The organism is Aquitalea denitrificans (genome assembly GCF_009856625.1).
Taxonomy (GTDB): domain Bacteria; phylum Pseudomonadota; class Gammaproteobacteria; order Burkholderiales; family Chromobacteriaceae; genus Aquitalea; species Aquitalea denitrificans.
On record NZ_CP047241.1, the window covers coordinates 1,721,549 to 1,733,840 of the forward strand.

A 12,292-nucleotide genomic window follows, 5' to 3' on the forward strand; every position below is an offset into this window, starting at 1 on the left:
CGCCACGCCCCTTGACGGGTGTGGCGTGATAACACCAAGCCGTCCCTTGTCGTGCGTTTGTCTACTCACCCAGTCCGGAGGAATCAAGATGAAGCTGCAATCCTGGTGTGCCGTGTTGTTGTCTGCTGTCGCCCTGCAAGCCGGAGCGACGGATCTGAATAATCTGCGTATCGGCATGGATGCCACCTATCCGCCGTTCGAATCGCTGAACCCGGCTGGGCAGATTGTCGGTTTCGAGGCAGACCTGGCGATGGCCCTGTGCAAAGAAATGAAAGCCCGCTGTAACCTGATCAATCAGGACTGGGATGGCATCATCCCCGGCCTGATGGCCAAGAAGTACGACGTGATCATGTCGTCGATGACCATTACCAGTGAACGGGCCAAAGCCGTCAGTTTCAGCGAGCGTTATTTCCGCACGCCGCAGCGGCTGATCGCTGCCAAGGGCAGTCCGCTCAAGTTCACGGTGGAGGGCATGAAAGGCAAGCGGGTAGGGGTGCAGCGCGGCACCACGGCCGATATGTACCTGAGCAAGTTCTGGGGGCCGCGTGGCATGGATGTGGTGCGGTATGAAGATCAGGACAAGGCCTATGCCGACCTGGTAAATGGCCGGCTGGATGCCAGCTTCCAGGATGAGCTGCAAGTCGAGGCAGGTTTTCTGAAGAGTGAGCCGGGCAAGGCGTTTGCCTTGGTCGGCCCCTCCATCAATGGTGACAATGCTGCCGAGCGCGAGGTGCTGGGTTCCGGTGCCGGCATGGCGGTGCGCAAGGAGGACAAGGAGCTGGTGGCACGGCTGAACAAGGCAATGGCCGCATTGCGGGCCAATGGCACCTATCACAAGCTGAGCCTGCAGTACTTCGGTCGCGACATTTACTGAGTGTCGACGGGCCTGCCCGCTGCCTGGCAGGGCGGCGGGCAAGTTGCTCAGCTACTGCTGTTCTGTGTGCTTTGACTGTTGTCCTGCTGCTGATCTGGCCGAATCAGCGTGTAGTCGTTATTGCTGGGCAGACCATTCTTCTGCCAGTCGTCCAGCGTGGCCATGATGGCATCCCGTGTCTGGTTGCTGATTTCCGGCAGACTGCCGCCAAATACCTTTTTTGCCTCGTCAAAACCCTGCTGCACCGCTGCGCGGATACTGTCCAGCTTGCTGGGGTCATTACCTATGCCCAGCCGGGCAAAGTCCAGAATGCGACGCGCAGTGTTCTTGATGCCCATCTCACCATCTTCGGACAGTGCCTGGGTAGCCGCTGCCTTGGTTTGCGGATCGACAGTCAGCTGTTGCTCCCCGCTCACCACCTTATTCCATTGCAGGCCCTGCTGTTGAACCAGATTGCCCAGCAGCTTGAGGAAGTCCGACACCTGCTGGTTGGACTTGGCCAGCAAGGCCGACACATCCACTGGTGTGCTTGGCGTGCTGCTGGCGGTGGGTTTGCCATAGGTCAGGGCGCTGCTGTCATCGTTGTTCTGCCCGATGGTGACCACCTCATCCACGGTGAGGGTGCTACTGCTGGTGCTGCTGCCGGTTTTGCTGTCGGTAACGGTGCTGCTGCTGAGGGTGGCATTCAGCAGCAGGCTGCTGTTGACGCTGTTGATGGTCATGAGAGGCTCCTGCTCAGTACGACAAGAATGCTTGCGCGCAATGCGGGACGGGCTGGTAATGGTTGGGCCGGTAGCAGGGCAAGCTGATGTTTGATTATCGGCAGGATTGATGAAAAATTAAGTAAAAATCCATGCAAAACGCCGGCAGGGAGATACCGTGCCGGCGTTGCTCACTTCGGTGTCCGGGAATCAGGCGGCCAATTTGCTGACCAGGGCTTGCAGTGCTGCCAGTTGCTGCAGGACAAGGCCTTGCAGGCGTTCGTCAGTGAGATTGCCCTCGGCATCAAAACCACCGGCAAAGGCATTGGCAAACACTTCCGGCTTGTTCAACGGGTGCAGGTCGAGAAACACGCAGCTCTGACGCAGGTGATATTGCGCGCGGGATGTGCCCATGCCGCCACCTGCGCCCAGAATGGCCACAGCCTTGCCGGCCAGCAGTTTGTTGTCCGGTTCGCGCGATGCCCAGTCCAGCGCGTTTTTCAGCGCAGGAGCCATGGAGTAGTTGTATTCCGGGCAGCCCAGCAGCAAGGCATCAGCCTGTGCCAGTTGTGCCAGCAGTTGTTGCACAGCGGCCGGTTTGTCGGTGATGTCGGCGTTGTAGAACGGGACCTGACTGAGATCGGCAATTTCGATCTGGATGCCGGCTGGCGCATGTGTCTTGGCGTAGCGCAGCAGACCCATATTGGTGGAGGCACGGCGCAGGCTGCCGCAAATGGCCAGAACGTTCAGTGTGCTCATCTTGGTTCCTTGTTATGAGGAAGTGGGGCTGAATGAAGAACCCGTCTGCATTCTAGATAGCAGTGGTCCTGCTTTCCAGTGCTTGTGGTCAGTCAGCGGCAGTGCAGGCAAATGCAGATCGGCGTTTCGCATTCACTGTCAGTCCGGCTTATAATGTCCGGCTGTCCGCATTCAAGGTTTCACATCGTGTCCGAACGCTTTGCCGTATGGCTGCAATATCTTCTGCCTAAACAGGCCCTGACCATTCTGGCCGGCAAACTGGCTGGCACCGAGGCTGGCAGCCTGACCACGGCGGTGATCCGCTGGTTTGTCGGTCGCTATCAGGTAAACATGGCCGAAGCAGCCGCGCCGGATATTACCAGCTATGCCAGTTTCAACCAGTTTTTTACCCGGCCGCTGCGCGCAGGTGCGCGACCGCTGGCCGACAGTGCATTGATCTGCCCGGTAGATGGTGCCGTCAGCCAGTTTGGTGCAATCCGGCAGGACCAGATTTTCCAGGCCAAGGGTCATGACTATTCCACGACAGCGCTGGTAGGTGGTGATGCCGACATGGCTGCGCACTATCGGGATGGCTTCTTTGCCACCATCTATCTGAGCCCGCGTGATTATCACCGCATCCACATGCCCTGCGATGGCCGCCTGTTGAGCATGACTTATGTTCCCGGTGCGCTGTTTTCGGTGAATCCGGCCACGGCGCGTGGTGTGCCGGGCCTGTTTGCCCGCAATGAGCGGGTGGTATGTGAGTTTGACGGTCCGCATGGCCGCTTTGTCCTGACGCTGGTGGGTGCCACCATCGTGGGCAGCATGGCCACGGTATGGCATGGCCTGGTGAACCCGCCGCGTCCGGGTCGGATCCAGCGCTGGGATTACCAGGATCAGCAGATCTTCATCCGCAAGGGTGAGGAAATGGGCCGCTTCCAGTTGGGCTCCACCGTGGTACTGCTGTTTCCCGCCGGTGGTGGCATGCATTTCAATGCGGCCTGGCAGCCGGCCTGCCCGGTACGGCTGGGTGAGTGCATGGCCGATATTGCTTGAGACGAAAAAACCGCCATTGGCGGTTTTTTTATATCTGGTGGCAACGCAGATGCGCCATGATAGTCTGCATTGAACTATGCTAACGTCACTGCTGCTCGATGTGGCAAGGCGGCACGCCCTTCTCCCCGGGGGTGAGTGATGTGGTACTTCCTTATTGCGGTGACTCGACTTCGCTCATGAATACAGACGCGCCAGAATCTTCTCCTGTGCTGCCGCTGGCAGCCCCGGACGCTGTACTGCGGCCACCCGTCATGACGCCATGGCGGCTGTGGCGTGTCATTTCCCGGCGTGAGAGGTGCTGCCTGTTCGGTGGCTGGCTGTTTAGTCTGTTGCTGTCGCTGGGCCTGGGCCTGTTGTCTGTGGTGGATGACTGGTCTGGCATTCCGCTGCAGTTTGGCGGCGTGACAATCTATATCACCTTGTATCCGGCCTTGCTGATCAGCCTGTGGTGGAGCTTGTGCCTGGGGTGGTGGTGGGGGGCGCTGCAAGCGTATCTGACAACACTGGTACTGGCCCTTTATGCCGGCATGGCCTGGCAGTGGGCCATATTGTTTGCCTTTGCCGACCCGCTGGGTGTGGCGGTGATGGTGCTGGGTTTTCGCGCGCTTCCCATGTTGCGTGGTCTGCGCAGCATGGAGTCGGTAGTGCACTTCATCCAGCTGTCTTTCGTCGGCAGCATTTTCAGCTCCAGCGGTGCGCTGATCTGGACCTATTGCAATAATCAGCCATTCAGCGAGCTACTACCCATCTGGCAGGGCTGGTGGCTGGGTTTTTTCCTGCAGAACCTGTTGCTTGTGGGGCCGGTTCTGTCTTTGAGCTGGTTGGTGACCGATCGCTGGCTAAGTCGCTACATTGCCCTGAAGTCGGCTGCCGAGGCTGAGTCACGGCACCTGATCGTGCTGCTGCTGGCCTTGGTCAGCGTGGGCGCACTGGTATATGGCTATCTGTCGCTCAGCTTGGGCAGCAGCCTGCTGCTAGGGCAGCTTCAGCATGGTCTGCCACCGGATATCCGCCATGCAGCGCTGGTGATGACCCAGACCGGCTGGGTATTCTTCTGGGTGTTTGCCCTGCTGGTGTTGTTTAATGCCTTTTTTGCTTATCGTCTGTTTCTGCACTGGCAGGGGCGCAACCAGCAATTGCTCAATGCGCTGAAGCAAAGCAATGCCTATCTGGCACAACTGGTGCGGCTGGATGGGCTGACCGGGCTGCTCAATCGGCGCTCCGGAGATGAGGTATTGCAACAAGAGTGGCTGCGCAGTCAGCGTTCGGGGCTGCAGGCGGTGTTGATCATGCTGGATATCGACCATTTCAAGCAGGTGAATGATGAATATGGTCATGATGTTGGTGACCGGGTGATCGAGCGTGTTGCCATGTTGTTACTGGAGCATACCCGCGCCATCGATACCGCCATCCGCTATGGTGGCGAGGAGTTTTTGCTGGTATTGCCGCAAACCACACTGGAAGGTGGCATGCAACTGGCCGAGCGCCTGCGTCAGCAAATGGCAGGTAGAGCCTTGCACTGCAATGATAGGGAAATTGAGGTCACGATAAGCCTGGGTGTAGCCGCCACTTCCATCGTGATGCAGGACAAGGCGGCTTGGGTAAAGCAGGCGGACATGGCCTTGTACAAGGCCAAGCGGGCAGGGCGTAACCGGGTGGTGGAAGCAGACTGAGTCTGGTCGGTGTGTTCAAAATAAAAATGGCCACGGAAGGTGGCCATTTTCTTTGCCTGTTGGCAAGGCTCAGAAGCTGTCGCCGGGGATGCGTACAAAGCCTTCCATCAGTACGCGGGCACTGCGGCTCATGATGGCCTTGCTGACCTGCCACTGGCCGTCCACCAGCCTGGCTTCCGCACCTACGCGCAGGGTGCCTGAGGGGTGGCCAAAGCGCACCGATTGACGTTCGCCACCACCGGCGGCCAGGTTTACCAGCGTGCCCGGAATGGCGGCAGCCGTGCCGATGGCCACCGCAGCGGTGCCCATCATCGCATGGTGCAACTTGCCCATGGACATGGCGCGCACGCGCAGGTCGATGTCGCTGGCGTCAATCTGCTTGCCACTGGACGCGGTATAGCCCTCTGGAGGGGCGACAAAGGCAATCTTGGGGGTGTGCTGGCGGGTGGCCGCTTCGGTGATGTCCTTGATCAGCCCCATGCGTACCGCGCCGTGTGCGCGGATGGTTTCAAAGCGGGCCAGTGCCGTCGCATCGCCATTGATGGCCTCCTGCAGTTCGCTACCGCTGTAACCCAGTTCTGCTGCGTTAAGGAAGATGGTGGGGATGCCGGCGTTGATCATGGTGGCCTGGAAACTGCCCACGCCCGGAACATCCAGCGTGTCCACCACATTGCCGGTGGGGAACATCGCGCCGCCGCCATCGCCTTCGCCCTCGTCGGCCGGGTCGAGGAATTCCAGTTGTACCTCGGCGGCCGGGAAGGTGACGCCGTCCAGTTCGAAATCGCCGGTCTCCTGTACTTCACCGTTGGTGACGGGTACGTGGGCGATGATGGTCTTGCTGATATTGGCCTGCCAGATGCGTACCGTGGCCACGCCATTGGCCGGGATGCGGCTGGCGTCCACCAGCCCGCTCATGATGGCAAAGGAGCCGACGGCGGCGGACAGGTTGCCGCAGTTGCCGCTCCAGTCGACAAAGGCCTTGTCGATGGCCACCTGGCCAAACAGGTAGTCCACATCGTGATCGAGCCGGCTGCTCTTGGCCAGGATCACCGTCTTGCTGGTGCTGGAGGTGGCTCCGCCCATGCCATCGATCTGCTTGCCGTAGGGATCGGGGCTGCCGATCACCCGCATCAGGATGGCGTCACGCACCGGGCCGGCTTGCTGCGCGGCGGCAGGCAGGTCTTGCAGGCGGAAAAACACCCCCTTGCTGGTGCCGCCACGGATATAGGTGGCAGGTATGCGGATTTGTGGAGCATGGGCCATGCAGTCTCTCCTGTCATGCTGTGGGCAAGGCCGTCAACAGGCATTGCCGGAATAGGGTGGCAAGCAGCAGGGCGGCTGCGAAACGGATTTCGCGCCGCCCTGCATCATAAGAATCTGTTCAGAGTCTTGTGAGCTAGAGCGAGACAAGGCGAAAACGACCGTAAACAACTGGGAAAGCGGAGTTGACATGGAGTCAATGAGCATTCCGAAGACGTTTTTAACGCGGTATCGCCCCCATATTCAACTAGCGCAGCTGACTATGAACGGGTTCTAAGGGGGCTGCTCTGGGTCCGGCCTGCCGGCAGGGACATACCCGCAGGCCGGGAGCAGCAAAACTCAAGCGGTGGTGGACTCCAGGAAGTCCTGGGCAAAGCGCTGCAGCACGCCACCGGCCTGATATACGCGCACTTCGGCGGCGGTATCCAGACGGCAGGTGACCGGTACTTCCAGCGTTTCGCCATTGCGACGGTGAATCACCAGCGTCAGCGTGCAGCGCGGCGAGATATCACCCTTGACGTCGTAGCTTTCGGTGCCATCAATGGCCAGCGTCTTGCGGTTGGTGCCAGCCTTGAATTCCAGCGGCAACACGCCCATGCCCACCAGGTTGGTGCGGTGGATGCGTTCGAAGCCTTCGGCCACGATGGCTTCCACCCCGGCCAGCCGCACGCCCTTGGCTGCCCAGTCACGCGAGCTGCCCTGGCCGTAGTCGGCACCGGCAATGATGATCAGCGGCTGTTTGCGCGCCATATAGGTTTCGATGGCTTCCCACATGCGGGTGACCTTGCCTTCCGGCTCGATACGCGCCAGCGACCCCTTCTTCACCGCGCCATCCACTACCGCCATTTCGTTCACCAGTTGTGGGTTGGCAAAGGTGGCGCGCTGGGCGGTGAGGTGGTCGCCACGGTGGGTGGCGTAGGAGTTGAAGTCCTCCTCCGGCAAGCCCATCTTGGCCAGGTATTCCCCGGCAGCCGAGTTGGGCAGGATGGCGTTGGACGGCGACAGGTGGTCGGTGGTGATGTTGTCCGGCAGCACCGCCAGCGGCAGCATGCCCTTGAGCGTGCGCTCCCCGGCCAGCGCGCCTTCCCAGTAGGGCGGGCGACGGATGTAGGTGGACATCGGACGCCAGTCGTACAGCGGGCTCTTGGCTTCTTCCACCTGACCCAGGTCGAACATCGGGATGTACACCTGCTTGAACTGTTCCGGCTTCACGCAGCGTGCCACGATGGCGTCGATCTCATCATCGGACGGCCACAGGTCCTGCAGGCGGATTTCCTTGCCATCCACCACGCCCAGTACGTCTTTTTCGATATCAAAGCGCACGGTACCGGCAATGGCGTAAGCCACGACCAGCGGTGGCGAGGCGAGGAAGGCCTGCTTGGCATAGGGGTGGATACGGCCATCGAAGTTGCGGTTGCCCGACAGTACGGCGGCGGTGTACAGGTCGCGGTCTATGATTTCCTGCTGGATTTTCGGGTCCAGTGCGCCGGACATGCCGTTACAGGTGGTGCAGGCATAGGCGACGATGCCAAAGCCCAGCTTTTCCAGTTCCGGCAGCAGTCCGGCTTCTTCCAGATACAGCCTGGCCACCTTGGAGCCCGGGGCAAACGAGGACTTCACCCACGGCTTGCGCAGCAGGCCCAGTTCATTGGCTTTCTTGGCCAGCAGGCCGGCGGCCACCACATTGCGCGGGTTGCTGGTGTTGGTGCAGCTGGTGATGGCGGCAATGATGACCGCGCCATCCGGCAGCAGGCCTTCGGCTTCTTCGGCACGGGCCTTGGCCAGGTCAACCGCAATGCCGCGCTCGGCCAGTGCCGAGGTGGGCAGACGTTTGTGCGGGTTGGACGGGCCAGCCATATTGCGTACCACGCTGGAGAGGTCGAACTCCAGCACGCGTTCGTATTGCGCGCTTTCCAGGCTGTCGGCCCACAGGCCGCTGACCTTGGCATAGTTTTCCACCAGCGCCACTTGCTCGGCTTCGCGGCCGGTCAGCTTGAGGTAGTCGATGGTTTGCTGGTCGATGTAGAACATGGCGGCAGTGGCACCATATTCCGGGCACATATTGGAAATGGTGGCACGGTCGCCGATGGACAGGCTGGCAGCACCATCACCAAAGAACTCGACATAAGCGCCCACCACGCGTTCCTTGCGCAGGAACTCGGTGAGCGCCAGCACGATGTCGGTGGCGGTAATGCCGGGCTGGCGTTGGCCGGTGAGCTTGACGCCGACGATGTCCGGCAGGCGCATCATGGACGGATGGCCCAGCATCACGGTTTCCGCTTCCAGGCCACCCACGCCGATGGCGATCACGCCCAGCGCATCCACGTGCGGGGTGTGGCTGTCGGTGCCGACACAGGTGTCGGGGAAGGCCACGCCGTCACGCACCTGAATCACCGGCGACATTTTTTCCAGATTGATCTGGTGCATGATGCCGTTGCCGGCCGGAATCACATCCACATTCTTGAAGGCAGTCTTGGTCCACTCGATGAAGTGGAAGCGGTCTTCATTGCGACGGTCTTCAATGGCACGGTTTTTTTCGAAGGCTTGCGGGTCGAAACCACCACATTCCACGGCCAGCGAGTGGTCGACAATCAATTGCGTCGGCACCACCGGGTTGACCAGCGAGGGGTCGCCACCCTTGTCGGCGATGGCGTCGCGCAGGCCGGCCAGGTCGACCAGGGCGGTCTGGCCCAGAATGTCATGGCATACCACGCGCGCCGGATACCAGGGGAAGTCCAGGTCACGCTTGCGTTCGATCAATTGCTTGAGCGCGTCGGTCAGCAGTTCCGGTTCGCAGCGGCGCACCAGTTGCTCGGCCAGTACGCGCGAGGTATAGGGCAGGGTGGCATAGGCGCCGGGCGCAATGGCGTCAACGGCGGCGCGGGTGTCGTAGTAGTCCAGCTGGCTGCCGGGCAATCGGGTGCGGTAGTTTTTGTTCATGGCGTCGCTAAAACTCTCAGGGTGGAAGCAAAGCGGGGAGCTATCCTTGCGGCTTAGCTCCCCTGACCATCAGCGTTGTGCCAGCGGCACGAAGGCCTGATCGTCCGGGCCGGTGTAGTTGGCCGACGGACGGATGATCTTGCCGTCAATGCGTTGCTCGATCACGTGTGCGCTCCAGCCGCTGGTACGGGCAATCACGAACAGCGGGGTGAACATGGCAGTCGGTACGCCCATCATGTGGTAGGACACGGCGGAGAACCAGTCCAGATTGGGGAACATCTTCTTGATGTCCCACATCACGCTTTCCAGACGCTCGGCAATGTCGAACATCTTGCTGTCGCCGGCTGCGGCGGACAGATTGCGCGCCACTTCCTTGATCACCTTGTTGCGCGGGTCGGAGATGGTGTACACCGGGTGGCCAAAGCCGATTACCACTTCCTTGCGTTCCACGCGGGCCTTGATATCGGCTTCGGCTTCATCCGGCGTGTCGTAACGCTTCTGGATTTCAAACGCCACTTCATTGGCGCCGCCGTGCTTGGGGCCGCGCAGCGCGCCAATGGCACCGGTAATGCTGGAGTACATGTCCGAACCGGTACCGGCAATCACGCGGCTGGTAAAGGTGGAGGCGTTGAATTCGTGCTCGGCGTACAGGATCAGCGAGGTATGCATCGCCTTCACCCACAGCTCGGACGGCTTTTCACCGTGCAGCAGGTGCAGGAAATGGCCGCCGATGGAGTCGTCGTCGGTTTCCACGTCGATGCGCTTGCCGTTGTGGCTGAAGTGGTACCAGTACAGCAGCATGGAGCCGAAGGAAGCCATCAGGCGGTCGGCGATGTCACGCGCACCGGCGATATTGTGGTCGTCCTTTTCCGGCAGGGTGCAGCCCAGGGCGGACACGCCGCTGCGCATCACATCCATCGGGTGGGCGGAGGCGGGCAGAGCTTCCAGCACGCTCTTCACCACTTGCGGCAGGCCGCGCAGGGCTTTCAGCTTTTGCTTGTAGCCGGCCAGCTCGGCCTTGTTCGGCAGCTTGCCGTGCACCAGCAGGTAGGCGACTTCTTCAAATTCGCACTGATCGGCGATATCCAGAATGTCATAGCCGCGATAGCTCAGGTCGTTGCCGGTACGGCCAACCGTGCACAGGGCGGTGTTGCCGGCGGCAACGCCGGACAGGGCGACCGATTTCTTCGGCTTGCCAGTCAGAACCACTTCAGTCATGCCATTTCTCCTTGGACAATTTTTCTGCTGTTACTGTTGTGTGCATGGCTGGGCTGCACATGGCCGCCCGGCCTGATTGGTTATTTATTTTTGCCTTCGGCGGACAGTTACTTGTTTTTGCCTTCGGCAAAGAGGCCATCCAGCTTTTGCTCGTAGCTGTGATAGCCCAGGTGTTCGTACAGATCCATGCGGGTTTGCATCAGGTCCAGCACATTTTTCTGAGTACCGTCGCGACGCAGCGCGCCGTACACATTCAGTGCGGCCTGGCTCATGGCACGGAAGGCCGACAGCGGGTACAGCACCAGCGACACGCCGTTTTCGCCCAGTTCCTGTGTGGTGTAGAGCGGGGTGGAGCCAAACTCGGTGATGTTTGCCAGCACCGGCACACCCACGGCTTCGGCAAATTGCTTGTACATGGCCAGGTCGGTCATGGCTTCCGGGAAGATCATGTCGGCACCGGCTTCCACGCAGGCCACGGCGCGTTCGATGGCGGAATCCAGTCCTTCCACCGCCAGCGCATCGGTACGCGCCATGATGACGAAGCTGTCATCCTTGCGCGCATCGGTGGCGGCCTTGATGCGGTCTACCATTTCTTCCTGGCTGACAATCGCCTTGTTCGGGCGGTGGCCACAGCGCTTTTGCTGTACCTGGTCTTCGATATGCACGGCAGCGGCACCGGCTTTTTCCAGGCTGCGGATGGCGCGGGCGATATTGAAAGCACCACCCCAGCCGGTATCGATATCCACCAGCAGCGGCAGTTCGGTTACATCGGTAATGCGGCGCACATCAATCAGCACGTCTTCCAGGGTGGTGATGCCCAGATCAGGAATGCCGCAGGAACATGCGGCAACGCCGCCACCGGACAGATACAGGGACTTGAAGCCTGAGTGTTCGGCCAAACGTGCTGCATAGGCGTTGACTGCGCCCACAACCTGCAGCGGCTTTTCTTGTTCTACGGCGCGACGGAAGCGTTGACCGGGTGTGCTCATGACGGGGTCCTTGTGTGGGGTGCGGGTGATGTTGCAGTTATTCTAGCAAGTGCTTGGTTGGAGTGCAAACGCTCTATCGCACCTCCAGGTGGAGGGAAGTTTCAGATTCGGGTGCAGTCTGGTATGTTTCCGGGCAGCAAAGCTCGGGGGAACTCATTGCACGTGCCACGGTCTAGTGCTGTGTCCGCACGGCCGTACATACAACTAAACCAGTGGACAATTCAGGGAGCATTACAACGACATGAGTGATCGTGAGATCGATCAACAGTTGGTGGAGCGTGCCCAGCGAGGTGAAAAAAGAGCTTTCGACCTGCTTGTTGCAAAATATCAGCGTCGCCTGGCCAGACTTTTGTCACGTTTCATTCGCGACGGTGCCGACATCGAAGATGTGACGCAAGAAGCATTCGTCAAAGCGTATCGCGCCTTGCCATCTTTTCGTGGCGAGAGCGCGTTTTACACATGGCTGTACCGGATCGGCATCAATACTGCCAAGAATTTCCTCAGTTCCGCCGGGCGTCGCCCGATGGTCAACAGTGAGTTTGAGGACGAGGATGGCGAGAGCTTCGACCTGGCGTCGCAAGTTCCCGACATGAATACGCCCGAAACCGAGCTGATGAACAAGGAAATCGTGACGACAGTGAATAGCGCCGTGCAGGCTTTGCCGGAGGAACTCAGAACGGCCATTTCCCTGCGGGAGATGGACGGACTGTCCTACGAAGAGATTGCACAGGTGATGAATTGTCCCATCGGCACCGTCCGCTCGCGCATTTTTCGGGCGCGGGAGGCAATTGCTGCCGAATTGAGGCCATTGCTGGATACGGCCAAGAACAGAAGGTGGTAGGT

The 12,292-nt window shown here is 60.0% G+C and carries 10 protein-coding genes; 4 read left to right on the top strand and 6 right to left on the bottom strand.

Translation table 11 applies throughout. The annotated features are described in order from the left end of the window. Positions 1–88: 88 nt before the first annotated feature. Positions 89–874: an ABC transporter substrate-binding protein gene (locus GSR16_RS07835; protein ID WP_159876156.1), complete on the top strand. Its 786-nt coding sequence runs from the start codon at positions 89–91 to the stop codon at positions 872–874. Between the two features lie 47 nt (positions 875–921). Here GSR16_RS07835 and GSR16_RS07840 read toward each other — a convergent pair whose 3' ends face one another. Together GSR16_RS07840 and GSR16_RS07845 are read right to left on the bottom strand one after the other, a co-directional pair. Further along, positions 922–1,596 (bottom strand): hypothetical protein, encoded by a 675-nt coding sequence (locus tag GSR16_RS07840; protein WP_159876158.1) that lies wholly within the window; start codon positions 1,594–1,596, stop codon positions 922–924. A 189-nt stretch (positions 1,597–1,785) separates the two neighbouring features. Then, on the bottom strand, positions 1,786–2,334 hold the full coding sequence (locus tag GSR16_RS07845) for an NADPH-dependent FMN reductase (RefSeq protein WP_159876160.1): 549 nt from the start codon (positions 2,332–2,334) through the stop codon (positions 1,786–1,788). Between the two features lie 186 nt (positions 2,335–2,520). Between GSR16_RS07845 and asd the strand changes: the two genes are divergently transcribed. Beyond that, on the top strand, positions 2,521–3,369 hold the full coding sequence (gene asd, locus GSR16_RS07850; protein WP_159876162.1) for an archaetidylserine decarboxylase: 849 nt from the start codon (positions 2,521–2,523) through the stop codon (positions 3,367–3,369). A 176-nt stretch (positions 3,370–3,545) separates the two neighbouring features. Continuing rightward, the gene (locus tag GSR16_RS07855; RefSeq protein ID WP_205677518.1) at positions 3,546–5,042 is read left to right on the top strand and encodes a GGDEF domain-containing protein; all 1,497 of its coding nucleotides are present in this window, start codon (positions 3,546–3,548) and stop codon (positions 5,040–5,042) included. Between the two features lie 69 nt (positions 5,043–5,111). On the opposite strand, the gene prpF is transcribed toward GSR16_RS07855, so the two are convergent. The 4 genes from prpF to prpB all read right to left on the bottom strand — a co-directional run bounded on the left by prpF (position 5,112) and on the right by prpB (position 11,449). After that, positions 5,112–6,305 (bottom strand): 2-methylaconitate cis-trans isomerase PrpF, encoded by a 1,194-nt coding sequence (gene prpF / locus GSR16_RS07860; protein WP_159876164.1) that lies wholly within the window; start codon positions 6,303–6,305, stop codon positions 5,112–5,114. Between the two features lie 336 nt (positions 6,306–6,641). Further along, positions 6,642–9,242 (bottom strand): Fe/S-dependent 2-methylisocitrate dehydratase AcnD, encoded by a 2,601-nt coding sequence (gene acnD, locus GSR16_RS07865; protein WP_159876166.1) that lies wholly within the window; start codon positions 9,240–9,242, stop codon positions 6,642–6,644. 69 nt (positions 9,243–9,311) lie between these two features. Next, the gene (gene prpC, locus GSR16_RS07870; RefSeq protein WP_159876168.1) at positions 9,312–10,460 is read right to left on the bottom strand and encodes a bifunctional 2-methylcitrate synthase/citrate synthase; all 1,149 of its coding nucleotides are present in this window, start codon (positions 10,458–10,460) and stop codon (positions 9,312–9,314) included. A 107-nt stretch (positions 10,461–10,567) separates the two neighbouring features. After that, a complete protein-coding gene (gene prpB, locus GSR16_RS07875) occupies positions 10,568–11,449 on the bottom strand; it encodes a methylisocitrate lyase (RefSeq protein ID WP_089084832.1) in 882 nt (293 codons plus the stop codon). A gap of 241 nt (positions 11,450–11,690) precedes the next feature. On the opposite strand from prpB, the gene rpoE reads away from it, so the two are divergent. Further along, the gene (rpoE, locus tag GSR16_RS07880) at positions 11,691–12,290 is read left to right on the top strand and encodes an RNA polymerase sigma factor RpoE (protein WP_159876170.1); all 600 of its coding nucleotides are present in this window, start codon (positions 11,691–11,693) and stop codon (positions 12,288–12,290) included. The last annotated feature ends 2 nt before the right edge of the window (positions 12,291–12,292 follow it).

Bases quoted from the DNA above. Each gene is read 5' to 3' on its own strand.
- prpB (WP_089084832.1), bottom strand. From the start codon at position 11,449: ATGAGCACACCCGGTCAACGCTTCCGTCGCGCCGTAGAACAAGAAAAG.
- GSR16_RS07845 (WP_159876160.1), bottom strand. From the start codon at position 2,334: ATGAGCACACTGAACGTTCTGGCCATTTGCGGCAGCCTGCGCCGTGCC.
- rpoE (WP_159876170.1), top strand. From the start codon at position 11,691: ATGAGTGATCGTGAGATCGATCAACAGTTGGTGGAGCGTGCCCAGCGA.
- prpF (WP_159876164.1), bottom strand. From the start codon at position 6,305: ATGGCCCATGCTCCACAAATCCGCATACCTGCCACCTATATCCGTGGC.
- acnD (WP_159876166.1), bottom strand. From the start codon at position 9,242: ATGAACAAAAACTACCGCACCCGATTGCCCGGCAGCCAGCTGGACTAC.
- prpC (WP_159876168.1), bottom strand. From the start codon at position 10,460: ATGACTGAAGTGGTTCTGACTGGCAAGCCGAAGAAATCGGTCGCCCTG.
- GSR16_RS07840 (WP_159876158.1), bottom strand. From the start codon at position 1,596: ATGACCATCAACAGCGTCAACAGCAGCCTGCTGCTGAATGCCACCCTC.
- GSR16_RS07835 (WP_159876156.1), top strand. From the start codon at position 89: ATGAAGCTGCAATCCTGGTGTGCCGTGTTGTTGTCTGCTGTCGCCCTG.
- GSR16_RS07855 (WP_205677518.1), top strand. From the start codon at position 3,546: ATGAATACAGACGCGCCAGAATCTTCTCCTGTGCTGCCGCTGGCAGCC.